Source organism: Allosediminivita pacifica (assembly GCF_003054175.1).
GTDB classification, from domain to species: domain Bacteria; phylum Pseudomonadota; class Alphaproteobacteria; order Rhodobacterales; family Rhodobacteraceae; genus Allosediminivita; species Allosediminivita pacifica.
This window is the reverse complement of the sequence record NZ_QBKN01000013.1, coordinates 21711-38498: the sequence shown is the minus strand read 5'-3', so window position 1 is coordinate 38498 and position 16788 is coordinate 21711. Positions and strand designations below refer to the sequence as shown.

The window sequence follows — 16788 nt, the reverse complement described above, 5'->3', positions numbered from 1 at the left end:
GACCGCGACCTCGACGCCACGGCATTTTCGATGGCCTCCTAGCCGGCGCGATCCGGGACCGCACCGCGGGACAATCCTAACAACAGGTTAAAACGTCTCTGTAACCCATTGATTCCTATAGAGAGCGAGAATGTCCCGGCCCGGGACACCCCACATGTGCCTTACTGGTTCGCCTCGATGGCGCGCCAGCGAGCGACGTTCTCGTTGTGCTCGTCGAGGGTCTCGGCAAAGGCATGCCCGCCGCTGCCGTCAGCCACGAAGAAGACGAAATCCGTCTCCGCCGGGTTCAGCGCCGCCTCGATACTCGCCCGGCCCGGGTTAGCGATGGGCGTGGGCGGCAACCCCTCGATCACGTAGGTGTTGTAGGGCGTCGCCGCGCGCAGCTCGGACTGCCGCAGCCCGCGTCCGAGCACACCTTCGCCGTTGGTGATGCCGTAGATCACCGTGGGGTCCGTCTGCAGCCGCATGCCGCGGTCCAGCCGGTTCACGAAGACGCTCGCGACCTGCCGCCGCTCCTCGGGGATGCCGGTTTCCTTCTCGATGACCGAGGCGAGGATCAGCGCCTCCTCGGGGCTCTCGAGCGGCAGCTCCGCATCCCGGTTGGCCCAGGCATTGGCTAGGATCGCCTCCTGCGCCGACTGCATCCGCCCGATCAGCGCCGCGCGGTTGTCCCCGGTGACGACCTCGTAGCTGTCCGGCGCAAGGCTGCCCTCGACGGGCACCTCGACGGTGCCCTCAAGGATGTCGATCTGCATGAGCTCCTGCACCACCTGCCAGCTCGTCACGCCCTCGGCGAGCGCGATGCGGTAGCGGGTGCCCGGCTCTTCCTTGGCCGTGGCATACTCGGGCGCGGGCTCTTCCCCGGCGGGGTCGAACTCGGCCATTTCCTCGTAACGCCCCGTGGCCGGGTCAAGCTCGCGAACCTGCACGCTCGCCGCGTTGACGCCGATCCGGTAGACCACCTCGGTCCCGCAGGTCGATGCCCCGCCACGCGTGACGATGTCCGTGATCTCCACCATCGAGGCCCTTTCGGGCACAAGGTAGCTGCCGAACTTCAGGTCGTTACTCCGGTCGGTATAGTCCGCCCCAAGCCGGAACATCAGCGGGCTCGAAATGGCACCCTGCGCCGCCAGCCGTTCGGAGACGTCCTGCATCGATCCGCCACGCGGCACCTCGATACAGATCGCCTGTTCGAGCGGCCCCTCGGCGGAATACTCGTTCTGCGCCCAGATCAGCAGCCCGCCGAAGAGAAAGATCCCCACGACAAGGAAAGTCAGCGCGTTCGACGCCACGCTTTTCCACATTGAATCAGTCCGCCTTGCCGAAGATCACGCTGGCATTCGTCCCGCCGAACCCGAAAGAGTTGGACAGCGCGTAGGAAATCTCCCGCTCCCGCTTCTCGTTGGGGGCGAGATCAATGGCCGTCTCCACCGCGGGGGTGTCGAGGTTGATGGTCGGCGGGGCGACCTGATCGCGGATCGCGAGGATCGAGAAGATCGCCTCGATCGCACCAGCCGCACCCAGCAGGTGCCCGGTTGCCGACTTGGTCGAGGACATCGTGACCTTCGAAACCGCGTCGCCCAGCATCCGCTCCACCGCCGACAACTCGATGACGTCGGCCATGGTCGAGGTGCCGTGGGCGTTGATGTAGTCGATCTGCGCAGGCTCCAACCCGGCATCCTTGAGCGCCGCGCGCATGGAGCGCTCACCGCCCTCGCCGTTCTCGGAGGGTGCGGTGATGTGGTAGGCGTCACCGGACAATCCGTAGCCCTTCACCTCGGCGTAGATCGTCGCACCACGCGCCTTGGCGTGCTCATATTCCTCGAGCACCAGCGCACCCGCGCCCTCGCCCATGACAAAGCCGTCGCGATCGGCATCATAGGGACGGCTTGCAGCCTGCGGATCGTCGCCCCGCTTCGTCGAGAGCGCCTTGCACGCGTTGAAGCCCGCGATGCCGATTTCCGAGATCGCCGCCTCGGCGCCCCCGGCCACCATGACATCCGCATCGCCATACTTGATCAGGCGGCTTGCGTCACCGATGGCATGGGCTCCCGTCGAACAGGCAGTGACGACCGCGTGGTTCGGGCCCTTGAAGCCGTAGCGGATCGAGATATTCCCCGAGATCAGGTTGATCAGCGCACCGGGAATGAAGAAGGGCGACACCCGGCGGGGGCCCTTGTCGCGGATCAGGTAGGCGGTCTCGGCAATGGAGTTGAGCCCCCCGATGCCGGAGCCCATCAGGACGCCGGTACGTTCGCGTCCCTCATCGTCCTGTGGCTTCCAGCCCGATGCCTCGATCGCCTGGATGGCGGCGGACATGCCGTAAAGAATAAAGTCGTCGACCTTGCGACGCTCCTTCTTGTCCATCCAGTCCTCGGGGTTGAAGCTGCCGTCGCTTCCGTCCCCGATCGGAACCTCGCAGGCATAGGTGGTGGCCAGGTTGGAGGCGTCGAAACGCGTGATGGTTCCCGCTCCGGACTTACCGTCCAGCAGCCGGGACCAGCTCTGCTCCACCCCGCAGGCGAGGGGCGTGACCAGCCCCAGCCCGGTGACAACGACGCGACGCATGTGCCCTGCCCTCTTCTCTCGTTAGCTCTTGCGCCGCTCTTACCGCGACAGGGCAAGGTGGGGCAAGAGCGGGGCGAGTGCCCTTTTCCCATGCCTCGCGAGGATCTGCCGGCGGCAAGCGCGGCAGGCGGCAGATCGCCGGGGGTCGAAACCGTCCGGCGATCCTGTCCTGTTTCCGCTCAGCCCATCCGTTCGGAGGAATAGGAACCCGGCGACGCGGGGAAGACCACTGTCTTGTTACCGTTGAGGAAGACGCGATGGTGCGCGTGCGCATGGATCGCACGGGCCAGCACCTGCGCCTCGACATCCCGCCCGAGCGAGACGTAGTCGGCAGGCGACTGCGAATGCGTGACGCGGACGGTGTCCTGTTCAATGATCGGCCCCTCGTCGAGGTCCGCGGTGACGTAGTGGGCAGTGGCCCCGATCAGCTTCACGCCGCGCTCGTAGGCCTGCTTGTAGGGGTTAGCGCCCTTGAAGCTTGGCAGGAACGAGTGGTGGATGTTGATGATCCGGCCCGACATCTTTTGGCAGAGGTCGTCCGACAGGATCTGCATGTAGCGCGCGAGCACCACGAGATCGGCTTCGGTCTCCTCGACGACGCCCATGATTTGCGCCTCGGCTTCGGGCTTGTTCTGCGGCGTGACCCGGATGTGGTGGAACGGGATGTCGTGATTCACCACGAGTTTCTGGTAGTCCATGTGGTTCGAGATGACCGCGACCACATCGATCGGAAGGGCGCCTATGCGCCAGCGATAGAGCAGATCATTCAGGCAGTGCCCGAAGCGCGACACCATGAGCACGACGCGCATCTTGCGGGCCGGATCGTGGAAGGTGAAATCCATTTCGAATTCACTGGAGACAGGCGCGAAGCCTTCGCGAAGCTCGTCGATTCCGACGCCGGTCTCGGAGTTGAAGATGGCCCGCATGAAGAACATGCCCGTTTCGAGGTCGTCGAATTGCGAGCTGTCGGTAAGGTTGCATCCATGATCCGCGAGATAGGATGCAATGCTTCCGACTATGCCCCGACGAGACGGGCAAGTCACTGTCAAACAATAAGAGTTCATCTCTCCTCCATTCATGCGATCGGCGCGTCGGTGCTGACGGGCCGTGCTGCCAACGACGTCGCAACGCGCAAATCAGTGCAAGCGCGCCTGCCCTGCGTCAACGGTCTTGGCACAGCTCTCGTCGCTTTTGCGCCATGCATCGTCGCAGCGGATTTCCGATATGCTGCGACCGTTCACCGCAGGGGCTCGGCGACGCGGATCGGCGCGCCCGAAAGCTCGCCCATGCCTCACCGGTCAGTGGCCGATATATTTCCGACACAAAAACTCGGGATTGACGGCAGAGCCGGCAGCGATGACAAATCGCCTGTGTAAACACCGCCCGAAACAAGAGGCGTCACCCGGAATTTCCAAGAGGGAGAGAGACCCGATGAAACGCAGCACGACCGCGCTGGCCCTGATCATGGGAACGGCCACGCCGGCGCTTGCCGACAAGGCAGCCGTGATCGACACCTATTCCGACATCGCGCACGCGGGATACGAGGACAGCCTGATCAAGGCGCAGCAACTGAGCGAAGCGGTGACAGCCCTCATCGACGCGCCTTCTGCTGAAACGCTGGCCGCGGCAAAGACCACTTGGCTCGAGGCACGCGTCCCCTACCAGCAGACCGAGACCTTCCGCTTCGGCAACCCGATCGTCGACGACTGGGAGGGCAAGGTGAATGCCTGGCCGCTGGACGAAGGTCTGATCGACTATGTCGACGACAGCTACGGCGGTCCGACCGACGCCAACGCCTATGCCGGGCTAAACGTCATCGCGAACGAGACCTTTACCCTGTCTGGCGAAGACGTCGACGCCTCGGAAATCACGCCCACCCTGCTGGAAGAGACGCTGCACGAGGCCGACGCCGTCGAAGCCAACGTCGCCACCGGCTACCACGCCATCGAGTTCCTTCTCTGGGGCCAGGATCTCAACGGCACCGAGCACGGCGCCGGAAACCGGCCCTGGACCGACTACGCCAGCGGCGAGGACTGCACCAACGGCAATTGCGACCGTCGCGCCGAATACCTGCGTGCGGCCACCGACCTGCTGGTCAGCGACCTGGAATGGATGACCGCGCAATGGGCCGATGACGGTGCCGCACGCCAGGAGCTGACCTCTGATGAGGATGCGGCCATCGTGGCGATGCTGACCGGTATGGGCAGTCTCTCCTATGGGGAACAGGCGGGCGAGCGCATGAAACTTGGCGTCATGCTGAACGACCCCGAGGAAGAGCATGATTGCTTCTCGGACAACACGCACAACAGCCACTTCTACGACGGTCTCGGCATTCACAACGTCTACAACGGCGAATATGTGCGGATCGACGGTTCGGTCGTGTCGGGCGAAAGCCTCTCGTCTCTGGTGGCCGAAGCCGATCCCGAGGTCGACGCCGCCCTGCGCGCCAATCTCAATCTGACCATGATCGAGCTGGGGCAGATCAAGGCCGCGGCGGAAGCGGGTTTTTCCTATGACCAGATGCTGGCACGCGGCAACGAGGCGGGCGAAGAGCTGATCATGAGCGCGGTCGATGCGCTTGTGACGCAGACGACGTCCATCGAGCGGGCCGTCGCGGCCCTTGGGCTCGACCAGATCGGCTTCGAAGGCTCCGACAGCCTCGACAATCCCGACGCAGTGTTCCAATAACTTCCCTCAGGCAGGCCGGGGCGGCACGTCTCCCAACCACGCAGCCCCGGCCCACCCAGCCCTGAAAAGACCCAGTATGCGATCCGTTTTCACAGTTCTTGCCCTTACGGCTCTGAGCCTTCCCGCAGCCGCCGATACCGGCTCGGAGTTGAAGGATCTCCACCTCGACGTGATACCCCGGACGGCGAGCGAACGTGAGCGTATTGCGCCGGTCACGCGGCCCACCGAGGATTTCAGCGCACCCGAAAAGTTCGAAACCAACCCAGCCGGCGCGGCAACCGTCCGCGCGCGGACAGATGCGGATGCCTTTTCGCAGCCCTCCGGCAACATCAGCTTCGCGGGTGAACTCGACTTCAAGCTAGGCAATGGCCTCTTCAAGAAGCTCTGGGTTTCTTCTCCCTCGTCCACGCTGGCCTCGGATGGGCTCGGCCCTCTCTACAACGCCCGCTCCTGCCAGCGCTGCCACCTCAAGGACGGCCGCGGGCATCCGCCCGAGGGGCCTGATGACAGCCGCGTCTCCATGTTCCTGCGCGTCTCCGTTCCGGCCGCTCCGGACGCGCCGATGTCGGATGTCGAGGCCTTTCTTCTTTCGCTCGGCGACGAGACGCCCCGCACCCGCCCCGATCCGAACTACGGCGGACAGATCCAGGATTTCGCCCTGCCCGGCCACGCCGCCGAAGGGCAGATGAGGATCGACTACACCGAACAGGAGATCGCGCTTTCGGGCGGCGAGACGGCGACGCTGCGCGCCCCCTCCTACAGCCTCGCTGATCCGGGCTACGGTCCCCTTGGGGAAGGTGCCATGCTGAGCCCTCGCGTCGCTCCGCAGATGATCGGCCTTGGGTTGGTCGAAGCGATTCCCGCCGAGGACATCCTTGCCAAGGCCGATTCCGACGACGCGGACGGTGACGGCATTTCCGGCCGCCCGCAGGTCGTCTGGTCCTTCGACGAAGACGCCGTGATGCTGGGCCGCTTCGGCTGGAAAGCCGGGGCACCGACGGTGAAAGAACAGTCCGCCGCAGCCTTCGCCGGCGACATCGGCATCTCGAACCCGCTCTTCAGCTCACCCGCCGGGGACTGCACGCCAAGCCAGATGGCCTGCATCGAAGGCCCACATGGCGACGGCGATGCACGCGGCACCGAGATCGACGCCGAGGGGCTCGACCTCGTAACCTTCTACAGCCGCAACCTCGGCGTGCCTGCGCGCCGCGACACGGATGATCCGCAGGTACTTAACGGCAAGCGCGTCTTCTACGAGACCGGCTGCATCGCCTGCCACACGCCCAAATACGTGACACACCGCCTGACCGACCGCGACGAGCAGAGCTTCCAGCTCATCTGGCCCTACTCCGATTTCCTGCTGCACGACATGGGGCCGGGCCTTGCCGACAACCGTCCCGAAGGCCGCGCGAGCGGCAGCGAATGGCGCACGCCGCCCCTTTGGGGGATCGGCCTCACCGAGCAGGTAAGCGGCCATACCTATTTCCTTCACGACGGGCGGGCGCGCTCGTTGCTCGAAGCTGTGCTATGGCACGGCGGCGAGGCGCAGGCCGCGCGTGACCGCGTGATCGAAATGCCCCCCGAAGACCGTGCGGATCTGATCCGTTACCTGGAGAGCCTATGAAACACCTTGCCCTAGCCCTCGCCTGCCTTGCCTCCCCAGCCCTGGCGGGGGTGGATGAAGCGCTCGACGAGCATGTTCTGCCGCGGGTCAAGACCTTTCGGCAGCAGGCCGAGCGTCTTGCCGAGAGGGCATCCGAGGATTGCACGGCACCGGCCCTTCGCGCGCCCTACCAGGATCTGTTCGATGCGTGGATGGGTATCTCCCATCTCCGTTTCGGTCCGCTCGAGGAAGACGGCCGCGCGCTTGCCATCGGCTTTTGGCCCGACACCCGCGGGATGGTGCAGCGCACCGTTGCGCGGTTGATCGCGGACGAAGATCCGGCGGTAGGCGATCCGGAGGCATTCGCCGAAGTCTCGATCGCGGGGCGCGGCTTGTTCGCGCTGGAACGCCTGCTTTATGACGAGGCGCTGTCGGACTATGGCCCGGAGGACTATGCCTGTTCGCTGGCAACTGCCGTCGCCCGGGACCTGTCCCGCATGGCCGAAGGACTGAGCGCCGACTGGAACGACTACCAGGGGCTCATGAAAGATGCCGGCGAGAACACCACCTACCTGAGCGAGAAGGAAGCCGCCCAAGCCCTTTACACGGCCCTGATGACCGGGCTCGAATTCACCAAGGACCAAAGGCTCGGGCGCCCGCTCGGCACCTTCGACCGGCCACGCCCGACTTGGGCCGAGGCCTATCGCTCCGACCGCCCGCTTCGCAACGTCGTGCTGTCGTTGGAGGCTCTGCGCGAGCTGTTCAGGACCCTTTCCGACGATCCCATCCCGGTGACCGAAGCTGCCTTTGCGGATGTTCTGGACGTGGCAGCCGGCCTTGACGACCCGCGGCTCGCCGGGGTCGAGGATCCTTCGGAGCGCCTCAAGATCGAGATCCTGCAACAGCGCGTCGACCTTCTCCAGGATGACGTCGCCGGAGAGATCGGCGGCGCGCTGGGACTGACCCAGGGCTTCAACGCACAGGACGGGGACTGATCCCATGCAGCGACGCCGCTTCCTCTCGGCCATGTTGGCCTCGGCAAGCCTGCCCGCCGCAGGCTGGGCCGCGGCTGGCGACCCCGCCTACCTCGCGGCGGCGCGCACCGCCTCGGGCGCCTTCGAGCTTTTCCTGCTGGACGAGACCGGGGACGACATCTTTTCCATCCCCCTGCCCGACCGTGGCCACGCCGCGGCAGCACATCCCGTCATGGCAGAGGCCGTCGCCTTTGCCCGCCGGCCCGGCACCTTCGCGCTTGTCATCGACTGCCTGCGCGGGAAACTCATCCGTGAACTCGAGGCGCCCGAAGGCCGCCACTTCTACGGCCACGGCGTCTTCATCGCGGGCGGCGATGTGCTCTGCACGCCGGAAAACGCCTACGAGAGCGGTGAGGGCCGGATCGGTCTCTGGTCACGGTCCGAGGGATGGCGGCGGATCGGCGAGATCCCGAGCCATGGCACAGGCCCCCACGACATCCGCCGCCTGCCGGGCGATATTCTGGTGGTGGCAAACGGGGGAATCCGGACGCATCCGGACGCGGGCCGTGAAAAGCTCAACATCGACACGATGCAGCCAAACCTGAGCTATCTTACCGAACAAGGCGAACTGCTGGATCAGGTCACGCTGCCAGACGACCTGCACCAGAACTCCATCCGCCATCTTGCGCTTGGCCCCGATGGAACCGTGGCCTTTGCCATGCAGTGGCAGGGTGAGGTCACCGACGGTGTGCCCCTTCTGGGGCTGCACAGACGCGGCGCCCCCGTCCAGCTGGCCGATCTGCCGCTGAGCGAGGCCATCGCGATGAAGGGATATGCCGGATCTGTGGCTTTCGACGGCGCCGGCGATCGCGTTGCCATCACGTCGCCCCGCGGCGGCCGGGTGCAGATCTTCGGGAATGACGGACGCCATCTCGAAACGATCCGCCGCAGCGATGTCTGCGGCGCAGCGCCATCGACAGCCGGATTCCTTTTCTCGGACGGCATGGGCGGATTGCTGGAACTGGGAGAACAGCTCAGACCGCTTCAATCCCGCCCGGGGCGCGCTTGGGACAACCACGTTGTCAGCCTACGCAACGCGACGACCTGACAACCCGACAGCTTCAGCTTGCGCCGTTGGCCTTCATCTGTCCCGGCAGGATATCCCCGACCGAAAGCACCGGCGAAGCATCGATCTCGTCGGCATCGAGCATTGCAGCGACGCGCTCCAGCGACGATACGATCATCGCCTGCTCCCAATCCTCCAGTCCTTCAAACTGGCGGACATAGCGCTGTTGCAGTGCGTCTGGCGCCCCGTTCACCTTCGACAGGCCGGTCTCGGTGATATGCAGGTTCGTCTGGCGCCGGTCAGTTTCTGACTTGAGACGCTCAAGCATCCCGAAACCCTCGAGCTTCTTGATGAGTGCCGAAATCGTCGCCTGAGTTACCCCCATGCGCGTCGCGATCTCAGTCGGCGTGGCATGACCTTTTTCCGCAACTATCTGCAGCACGCGGAGTTGTACCGCTGTAAGGCCGGCCTCCCTGGCGAGACGGCGCCCGTAAAGCTCCGTCGCGCGAAGGATGCGGCGAATGGCTACGAGGCTGTCGTCTGTACGATTCATGGGAATGTCCGGCGTTGGCCAGCCGACACTACGCCGAGACTGTCCTCGGCGTCCACCAATCCGTGCGCTTTGCTTTTGCGAAACAGTGCTCATGGCCCTTACTTAGCACAAATCGCGCTTTATAGAAGACCCAAGACGCGTTAACATTGAGTATAAATGGTAAAAAATGGTCGTCCGTTGGGAAAACTGCGTGTCGGGGAAGAAAATTGCTTTGCCTGTTGAAGTAACCGCAAAGACGACTATACTTAGCATAACGAAGCAACCGAACGAGGATACCGTGCAAACACTCAAGAGCGTTAAGCCCGAAGGCACCGTGACGTTCCGCAAGCCTGTACGCGAGGACGGTGCAGAGATTTGGGAGCTCATCCGGGCCTGCAAGCCGCTCGATGAGAACTCGATGTATGCCAACCTGCTTCAGGCAGACCATTTCCGCGACACCTGTGTCGTGGCTGAGATGGATGGGCAGATCGTCGGGTGGGTTTCCGGCTACATCCTCCCCTACGATCCCGACACGGTGTTCGTCTGGCAGGTTGCCGTCTCCAACAAGGCGCGCGGCAAGGGCGTTGGCGGGCGCATGCTCGAAGCCCTTCTGACACGCGACATCTGCAGTGACGTGCGCCGTCTTCAGACCACCATCACCAGCGACAACGATGCGTCCTGGGGACTCTTCAAGAAGTTCGCGGAAGAGCGTGGGGGCCTTCTCGACGACCAGGCCCACTTCACCAAGGACACGCACTTCCAGGGCCTGCATTCCACCGAACACATGGTCACGATCAGCTTCCCGGGTCAGCTCCGCAGCATTGCGTGAGCACCGGCACAGCGATCCTGACCTGAACCTAAAAAAGAAAGGAGCCTTCCCAATGCCGAAGGACCTGAATCCCGATCTTTACCAGCGCCGCGAATCCGAAGCGCGCAGCTACTGCCGCAGCTTCCCCACCAGCTTTGTCCGTGCGAGCGGCTCCGAGATGTGGGATGCCAAAGGCAACCGCTACATCGACTTCCTGGCGGGCTGTTCCTCCCTGAACTACGGCCACAATGACCCGGACATGAAAGCCGCGCTCATCGAGCACATCCAGGCCGACGGCATCGCCCACGGTCTCGATATGCATACCGAGCAGAAGCAGGCTTTCCTCCAGACCTTTGAGGACATCATCCTCAAACCGCGCAACATGGACTACAAGGTCATGATGACCGGCCCGACCGGCACAAACGCCGTCGAGTCCGCCATGAAGCTCGCGCGCAAGGTCACCGGTCGCCGCAACATCATCGCCTTCACCAACGGCTTCCACGGCATGACCATGGGTGCTCTCGCCGCGACCGGTAATGCCGGCAAGCGTGCGGGTGCCGGCAGCGTCAGCTTGAGCGACACGTCGCACATGCCCTACGAGCATGCTTTCGGTCAGGATATGGACAGCCTGCGGATCATGGAGCAGATGCTGGCCAATCCGTCGAGCGGTATCGACGCCCCTGCGGCTTTCATCATCGAGCCTGTGCAGGGCGAAGGCGGCCTCAACGCCGCATCGGGTGATTTCATGCGTGGCGTCGCGCGCCTCGCCAAGGAACACGGTGCCCTGCTGATCGTCGACGACATTCAGGCGGGTTGCGGCCGGACCGGCACCTTCTTCTCGTTCGAGGAGATGGGCATCGAGCCGGACCTGATCCCGATGGCCAAGTCGTTCAGCGGCATGGGCCTGCCTTTCGCGGCACTGCTCATCAAGCCTGAATACGACATCTGGAAGCCAGCCGAGCACAACGGCACCTTCCGTGGCAACACGCATGCCTTCGTCACCGCACGCGTGGCGCTCGAAAAGTTCTGGAAGGATGACAGTTTCCAGAAGGAACTGGCCGAGAAAGCCGTGATCCTCACGACAGGCCTTCAGGCCGTCGCTGACGAGATCCAGGGCGCCAAGCTCAAGGGACGCGGCCTCATGCAGGGTGTCGACGTCGGTTCGGGCGACCTAGCCGAAGATATCTGTGCACGCTGCTTCGAGAAGGGCCTGATCATCGAGACGTCGGGCGCCGGCGACGAGGTGGTGAAGGTGCTCGCAGCGATCACCACACCTGTCGCGCTCTATCGCGAAGGGCTGGAAATCCTGCTCGAAGCGACGCGCGAAGCAATTGCAAATACCAAGATGGCAGCGGAGTAACATTATGATCGTTCGTGATTTCAACAAGATCGTCAAAGAAGAACGCGACCGTGTGACGTCCGACGCGCAATGGTCCTCCGTGCGGATGCTCCTCGCAGACGACGGGATGGGGTTCTCTTTCCACATCACGTTCCTGGAGCCGGGTTCCGAGCACACGTTCGAGTACAAGAACCACTTTGAAAGCGTGTACTGCATGCAGGGCAAAGGCTCGATCACCGACCTCAAGACCGGTGAGACCCACAACATCGAGCCCGGCGTGATGTATGCTCTGAACGAGCACGACCGTCACACCCTGCGCGCGGAAGAAGAGTTGGTCATGGCCTGCTGCTTCAATCCGCCGGTGACCGGCAAGGAAGTGCACCGTGAAGACGGTTCCTACGCGCCGGCAGATGAGATGGCGTAAGGGGGATATCCCATGACCCACGGTACCCACACCGTTGAAAAGATCGGCGGGACATCGATGTCGAGGTTGAGCGAGCTCCTGGAGCCGCTCTTCCACGTAAGCGATCCCAAGTACGATCGGATTTTCGTGGTCTCCGCCTTTGGCGGGATCACGGACCTTCTCCTCGAGCACAAGAAGACCGGTGAAGCCGGTGTCTTTGCGCATTTCGCCGATGAGACCGAAGAGCACGCGTGGCACACTGCCCTCTCCAAGGTCGAACAGTCGATGCGCGAGGCGCAGGAAAACGTGCTCGATCACCCGGCGGACCGGGCCGAGGCACGCGACTTCTTGCGGGAACGTATCGAGGGCGCACGCTCGTGCCTGATCGACCTGCAGCGGCTTTGCTCCTACGGGCACTTCCGCTTGTCCGAGCACATGGGCAAGACCCGTGAACTGCTCTCCGGTCTGGGCGAGGCTCATTCGGCCTTCGTCACCACACAGCTGCTCCGCCGTCATGGCGTCAACGCGCGCTTCGTGGACCTTTCGGGCTGGCGCGACGACCGTGAAATGATCCTGCAGGAACGCATAGAGGATGGTCTTTCGGACATCGACTTTTCTTCCGAACTGGCGATTGTCACGGGCTACGCCCAGTGCACCGAAGGTCTGATGGCAGAGTTCGACCGCGGATATTCCGAGGTGACATTCAGCCAGATCGCGGCCCTCACCAAGGCGCGCGAGGCGATCATCCACAAGGAGTTCCATCTGTCCTCGGCAGACCCCAAGATGGTCGGCGCCGAAAATGTTCGCAAGCTTGGCCATACGAACTACGACGTGGCCGACCAGCTTGCCAACATGGGCATGGAAGCCATCCACCCCACCGCCGCCAAGGCGCTGCGCCAAGCGGAAATCCCGCTGCGTGTGACGAATGCGTTCGAGCCGACAGATCCCGGCACCCTGATTGATGAGGCGGAGGCCGAAGCAGGCGTCGCAGAAATGGTGACAGGTCTCGAAACCTACGCTCTCGAGCTCTTCGAACAGGACATGGTCGGCGTCAAAGGCTACGACGCGGCGACGCTCGAGCTTCTGAAGAAGCACGACATCCGCATCGTGTCCAAGGCGACCAACGCCAACACGATCACGCACTACGTGGACGCGCCGCTGAACCGGGTCCGCAAGGTCGAGTATGATCTTGGGAAGAAGTACCCTTCGGCACACGTCAATGTTCGTGCGACGGCCATCGTGTCGGTGATCGGACGCGATCTGCGTGGCCTGCACGTGCTCGAACGCGGTCTTGGCGCCCTGCGCGAGGCTGGCGTCGACGTGATCAGCGCGCACCAGACCACCCGCACGGTGGACGCACAGTTTGTGGTGCGCCGCGACGCATTCGACCAGTCCATCAAGGTTCTGCACGACACCTTCATGGACAAGGCGAACGAGGACCAAAAAGCAGCCTGAGCTGCCCGAGGTCCGACAGGGCAAGGTATGAAAAGTTCCGCGGCAATGCCGCGGAACTTTGTTTTTCTAGCAGAGGTTGTCTCGCAAGGCCGTCAGAAAGCGGTCACAACGAGGAGACAGCCATGGACCAGCTTTCCCGACGTCTCGGCCTACGGACCGATACAACGATCTTCTTTACGGCCGCCGCCTTCATGGTGATTTTCGCGCTCGCCCTGGTCATCGCCCCCGAAGCGATCGGCACGGCGTTCGGCAACGGACGGGCCTGGATCACCCGCAACCTCGGATGGTTCTTCGTCCTCGGTGTGAACATATGGCTCGGCTTCCTCATCTGGGTCGCGGCGAGCCGCTACGGACACATCCGCTTGGGCGGCACGGACGCTCGCCCCGACTATTCCTCGGTCTCGTGGTTCACGATGCTCTTCGCGGGCGGTATCGGCACAGTGCTCATGTTCTGGGGCGTGGCAGAGCCCATCAGCCACTTCGACAGCCCCCCGCAGGATGGTATCGAGCCCTACACGGTCGAGGCGGCGCAGAACGGCATCAGCATCGCGCTCTACCACCTCGGCCTGCACACCTGGACGATCTTCACCCTGCCCGGCCTGGCATTTGCCTATTTCATCTACCGCTACCGTCTGCCCGTCCGGGTCAGCTCGGTCTTCTACCCGCTCATTCGCGACCGCATCTACGGCCCACTCGGCAAGACGATCGACGTCGTCGCGATCCTCGGCACGCTTTTCGGCGTCGCCGTGTCGCTGGGCCTCGGCTCCTCGCAGATCGCGGCAGGGCTGGATCAGCTTTTCGGTACCGGAGCGGGCCCCACGGTCCAGATCCTCATAATCGTGGCCCTCACCGCCGTCGCGGTCGGGTCGATCGTCGCGGGCCTCGACAGCGGGGTCAAACTGCTCTCGAACATCAACATCGGGATGGCTGTCGGGCTCATGCTCTTCGTTCTGGTCACCGGATCCACCCTCTTCCTGCTGCGCGGCATCGTGGAAACAGCCGGTCTCTACCTGCACAACCTGCCGCGGCTCGCTTTCTGGAACGACATGATGGCCAACACGACGCCCGAGGACGGCGACTGGGGCTGGCAGGCCGACTGGACGGTCTTCTACTGGACTTGGACCGTGACGTGGTCGCCCTTCATGGGGCTCTTCGTGGCGCGAATCTCGCGCGGGCGAACAATCCGCGAATTCGTCAGCGGCGTGCTGATCGCACCCTCGCTTTTCACCCTCCTCTGGTTCGCCATCTTCGGCTGGCAGGCCATGGAGCTTGACGGGATCGGCGCCGAGGTTCGCGCCCAGATGGGCGAGTCCGCCGGCGCGATCAGCCAGGCGGTCTCGGATTCCATCCCGCTCGCCATGTTCGCCTTCCTCGACAACTTCCCCTTCGCAACCTTCATGCAGGGCTTCGCAGTGCTGATCGTGGCGATCTTCTTCGCCACCTCATCGGACTCGGCCTCGCTTGTGGTGGACATGCTCTGCACCGGCGATGCGGATCCCGGGCCGGTCCAGCAAAGGTTGTTCTGGGGTATCTCAGAGGGGGCAATCGCAGCGCTGCTCATCATGCTCGCGGGCGAGGCAGGGCTAACGGCCCTGCAGCAGGTGATCACGGTGGTCGGCCTGCCGATATTCCTCTTGGTGTTCCTAATGATTCCTTCGCTGATCAAGGGACTGATGAACGAAGATATCGACTACATCACCATCGAGCAGCGCCCCAAGAAATCGACCCTCTAGCCGGTCACAGACCCAGCGCCGAGGTCACCTCGGCGCGGGTCACCGATCCGGGTGTGCGGCCTTCGCGTGCGAGTTTTGCTCCAAGTTCGGTAAACCAGGCATTGGCAGGTGTCGGAATCCCGTGAAGCCGACCAAGCAAGACTATTTCCCCATTGAGATAGTCAGTCTCCACCCGTCCCGTGTTCCGCAGCAAGCTCTGGGAGGTGGAACTCCCCTTTCGCTCGACGCCGGGCACATCAGAGATGATCATGAACTCGCGGCGCCTCTCTTCGTTTTGACCCACGTCCCGAAATGTAATGCCTGCTGCCGCGTATACCGCCTCCGCTTCGGAGACCAGAACGGCCCGGATGTCGTCGATGCCTTCCAGCGTTCCGAGCGCGGCGCCCACGATGTTCGTCAGATTGAGCAACAGCTTGCCGTATTTGCTTTCCATGACAGTCGGATCAAAGAAACTGCGGATCCGGGCGTCGGTTAGCATCTCTGACAACAGTTCGTCATGGGTGTCGCTGCCTTGGGGGTAGCGCCCGATTTCAAGCATTCCGAAACACGGAGCCCCATGCGTGACCACTTCACCTGCAGCCAAGTATTGCCCCGGCAACATGACGGTAACTGCATGGACGTTGGGGAAATACCGGCAGGCCAGTCGTTCGTTCTCCACCCCATTCTGCATGCAGAAGATCGGCTGATCGCGGACACCCGCCTCGCGCAACTCTTCGAGCGCCATTTCGGTGTCCTGCGTCTTCATGCAGAGCAGAATCGCGTCATCCGGTCGAAAGTCAATGTCAGCTGGCGCCGAGACGCACTGGAACCGAACAGTCGTATCGATTTCCGGCCCCCGCAGGCGTAGACCTTTTTCGCGGATCGCTTCCAGCATCCCGCCTCGCGCGATGCCGACGACCTCGATTCCCTTGAGTACCAGCGCGGCCCCGATAACGCCCCCAACAGCACCCACCCCGTAAATGATGACGCGCATGTTCATTCCGCCGCCGTCGCGAGGGGCAGTCCGCCAATCCCTGCCAGCAGATCGACCACCTGATCGACGCCATTGCCGTGCCGCAGGGCGCAGAAGACAAACGGCTTGCCCGCCCGCATCCGTATCGCATCCCGTTCCATCACTTCGAGCGAGGCGCCGACGTGCGGCGCGAGATCAGTCTTGTTGATGACGAGGATATCCGACTTGGTGATGGCAGGGCCGCCCTTGCGCGGAATTTCCTCGCCCGCGGCCACGTCGATCACGTAAAGGGTCACGTCGGCCAGCTCTGGCGAGAAAGTCGCCGAAAGGTTGTCACCGCCGCTTTCGATCAGCACCACATCTAGGTCGGGAAAGGCGTCGTTGAGTTCGGCAATGGCGGCGAGATTGATCGAGGCATCCTCGCGGATCGCGGTATGCGGACAGCCACCGGTCTCGACCCCCCTGATACGATCAAGCGGCAGTATCTGTCGGCGCATGAGCTCCTCGGCATCCTCGCGCGTGTAGATGTCGTTCGTCACCACCGCGATGGACAGGCGGTCGCGCAGGGCAAGCGCAAGCGCCGCTGTCAGCGTGGTCTTGCCGGCGCCAACCGGGCCGCCGATGCCGACCCGCAGGGGTCCGTTCGGAGATGTCATGTCTGGCCTCC

Annotated in this window: 15 protein-coding genes; 9 read left to right on the top strand and 6 right to left on the bottom strand. The window is 63.3% G+C overall.

Annotation, left to right across the window (positions count from 1 at the left end; all coding sequences use genetic code 11):
- Window positions 1-161 precede the first annotated feature (161 nt).
- The 3 genes from mltG to purU all read right to left on the bottom strand — a co-directional run bounded on the left by mltG (window position 162) and on the right by purU (window position 3632).
- On the bottom strand, window positions 162-1304 hold the full coding sequence (gene mltG / locus C8N44_RS11545) for an endolytic transglycosylase MltG (RefSeq protein ID WP_107976634.1): 1143 nt from the start codon (window positions 1302-1304) through the stop codon (window positions 162-164).
- A 4-nt stretch (window positions 1305-1308) separates the two neighbouring features.
- On the bottom strand, window positions 1309-2568 hold the full coding sequence (gene fabF, locus C8N44_RS11540; RefSeq protein ID WP_107976632.1) for a beta-ketoacyl-ACP synthase II: 1260 nt from the start codon (window positions 2566-2568) through the stop codon (window positions 1309-1311).
- Between the two features lie 179 nt (window positions 2569-2747).
- Window positions 2748-3632, bottom strand: a complete 885-nt coding sequence (gene purU / locus C8N44_RS11535) for a formyltetrahydrofolate deformylase (protein ID WP_107976630.1) — start codon at window positions 3630-3632, stop codon at window positions 2748-2750.
- A gap of 367 nt (window positions 3633-3999) precedes the next feature.
- On the opposite strand from purU, the gene C8N44_RS11530 reads away from it, so the two are divergent.
- The 4 genes from C8N44_RS11530 (at window position 4000) to C8N44_RS11515 (ending at window position 8941) form a co-directional block, all read left to right on the top strand.
- Complete coding sequence (locus tag C8N44_RS11530; RefSeq protein ID WP_107976628.1) at window positions 4000-5256, top strand: imelysin family protein; 1257 nt, start codon at window positions 4000-4002, stop codon at window positions 5254-5256.
- 76 nt (window positions 5257-5332) lie between these two features.
- The gene (locus tag C8N44_RS11525) at window positions 5333-6880 is read left to right on the top strand and encodes a di-heme oxidoreductase family protein (RefSeq protein ID WP_107976626.1); all 1548 of its coding nucleotides are present in this window, start codon (window positions 5333-5335) and stop codon (window positions 6878-6880) included.
- Window positions 6877-7854, top strand: coding sequence for an imelysin family protein (locus C8N44_RS11520; RefSeq protein WP_107976624.1), 978 nt, complete (start codon window positions 6877-6879; stop codon window positions 7852-7854). Before C8N44_RS11525 ends, C8N44_RS11520 begins: the two co-directional genes overlap by 4 nt.
- A 4-nt stretch (window positions 7855-7858) precedes the next feature.
- The gene (locus C8N44_RS11515; RefSeq protein ID WP_107976622.1) at window positions 7859-8941 is read left to right on the top strand and encodes a DUF1513 domain-containing protein; all 1083 of its coding nucleotides are present in this window, start codon (window positions 7859-7861) and stop codon (window positions 8939-8941) included.
- 13 nt (window positions 8942-8954) lie between these two features.
- Here the strand turns inward: C8N44_RS11515 and C8N44_RS11510 are convergent, their stop codons facing one another.
- Window positions 8955-9452 carry a MarR family winged helix-turn-helix transcriptional regulator gene (locus C8N44_RS11510; RefSeq protein ID WP_107976620.1) on the bottom strand — a complete coding sequence of 166 codons (498 nt, stop codon included), beginning with the start codon at window positions 9450-9452 and terminating at the stop codon, window positions 8955-8957.
- A gap of 277 nt (window positions 9453-9729) precedes the next feature.
- Between C8N44_RS11510 and ectA the strand changes: the two genes are divergently transcribed.
- The 5 genes from ectA to C8N44_RS11485 all read left to right on the top strand — a co-directional run bounded on the left by ectA (window position 9730) and on the right by C8N44_RS11485 (window position 15169).
- The gene (ectA, locus tag C8N44_RS11505) at window positions 9730-10260 is read left to right on the top strand and encodes a diaminobutyrate acetyltransferase (RefSeq protein WP_244641041.1); all 531 of its coding nucleotides are present in this window, start codon (window positions 9730-9732) and stop codon (window positions 10258-10260) included.
- A 52-nt stretch (window positions 10261-10312) separates the two neighbouring features.
- Window positions 10313-11599, top strand: a complete 1287-nt coding sequence (ectB, locus tag C8N44_RS11500; RefSeq protein WP_188758683.1) for a diaminobutyrate--2-oxoglutarate transaminase — start codon at window positions 10313-10315, stop codon at window positions 11597-11599.
- A gap of 4 nt (window positions 11600-11603) precedes the next feature.
- On the top strand, window positions 11604-12002 hold the full coding sequence (locus C8N44_RS11495; RefSeq protein WP_107976616.1) for an ectoine synthase: 399 nt from the start codon (window positions 11604-11606) through the stop codon (window positions 12000-12002).
- A 12-nt stretch (window positions 12003-12014) separates the two neighbouring features.
- The gene (locus C8N44_RS11490) at window positions 12015-13436 is read left to right on the top strand and encodes an aspartate kinase (RefSeq protein WP_107976614.1); all 1422 of its coding nucleotides are present in this window, start codon (window positions 12015-12017) and stop codon (window positions 13434-13436) included.
- 122 nt (window positions 13437-13558) lie between these two features.
- Window positions 13559-15169: a BCCT family transporter gene (locus C8N44_RS11485; protein WP_107976612.1), complete on the top strand. Its 1611-nt coding sequence runs from the start codon at window positions 13559-13561 to the stop codon at window positions 15167-15169.
- 4 nt (window positions 15170-15173) lie between these two features.
- Here the strand turns inward: C8N44_RS11485 and C8N44_RS11480 are convergent, their stop codons facing one another.
- Together C8N44_RS11480 and ureG are read right to left on the bottom strand one after the other, a co-directional pair.
- Window positions 15174-16142 (bottom strand): ketopantoate reductase family protein, encoded by a 969-nt coding sequence (locus tag C8N44_RS11480; protein WP_107976610.1) that lies wholly within the window; start codon window positions 16140-16142, stop codon window positions 15174-15176.
- A gap of 2 nt (window positions 16143-16144) precedes the next feature.
- Entirely contained in the window at window positions 16145-16777 is a 633-nt protein-coding gene (gene ureG / locus C8N44_RS11475) for an urease accessory protein UreG (RefSeq protein ID WP_107976608.1), read from the bottom strand.
- Between the last annotated feature and the right edge of the window lie 11 nt (window positions 16778-16788).

Excerpts from the sequence above, each read along its gene's own strand:
- mltG (WP_107976634.1), bottom strand. The coding sequence starts at position 1,304 with ATGTGGAAAAGCGTGGCGTCGAACGCGCTGACTTTCCTTGTCGTGGGG.
- fabF (WP_107976632.1), bottom strand. The coding sequence starts at position 2,568 with ATGCGTCGCGTCGTTGTCACCGGGCTGGGGCTGGTCACGCCCCTCGCC.
- purU (WP_107976630.1), bottom strand. The coding sequence starts at position 3,632 with ATGAACTCTTATTGTTTGACAGTGACTTGCCCGTCTCGTCGGGGCATA.
- C8N44_RS11530 (WP_107976628.1), top strand. The coding sequence starts at position 4,000 with ATGAAACGCAGCACGACCGCGCTGGCCCTGATCATGGGAACGGCCACG.
- C8N44_RS11525 (WP_107976626.1), top strand. The coding sequence starts at position 5,333 with ATGCGATCCGTTTTCACAGTTCTTGCCCTTACGGCTCTGAGCCTTCCC.
- C8N44_RS11520 (WP_107976624.1), top strand. The coding sequence starts at position 6,877 with ATGAAACACCTTGCCCTAGCCCTCGCCTGCCTTGCCTCCCCAGCCCTG.
- C8N44_RS11515 (WP_107976622.1), top strand. The coding sequence starts at position 7,859 with ATGCAGCGACGCCGCTTCCTCTCGGCCATGTTGGCCTCGGCAAGCCTG.
- C8N44_RS11510 (WP_107976620.1), bottom strand. The coding sequence starts at position 9,452 with ATGAATCGTACAGACGACAGCCTCGTAGCCATTCGCCGCATCCTTCGC.
- ectB (WP_188758683.1), top strand. The coding sequence starts at position 10,313 with ATGCCGAAGGACCTGAATCCCGATCTTTACCAGCGCCGCGAATCCGAA.
- C8N44_RS11495 (WP_107976616.1), top strand. The coding sequence starts at position 11,604 with ATGATCGTTCGTGATTTCAACAAGATCGTCAAAGAAGAACGCGACCGT.
- C8N44_RS11490 (WP_107976614.1), top strand. The coding sequence starts at position 12,015 with ATGACCCACGGTACCCACACCGTTGAAAAGATCGGCGGGACATCGATG.
- C8N44_RS11485 (WP_107976612.1), top strand. The coding sequence starts at position 13,559 with ATGGACCAGCTTTCCCGACGTCTCGGCCTACGGACCGATACAACGATC.
- C8N44_RS11480 (WP_107976610.1), bottom strand. The coding sequence starts at position 16,142 with ATGCGCGTCATCATTTACGGGGTGGGTGCTGTTGGGGGCGTTATCGGG.
- ureG (WP_107976608.1), bottom strand. The coding sequence starts at position 16,777 with ATGACATCTCCGAACGGACCCCTGCGGGTCGGCATCGGCGGCCCGGTT.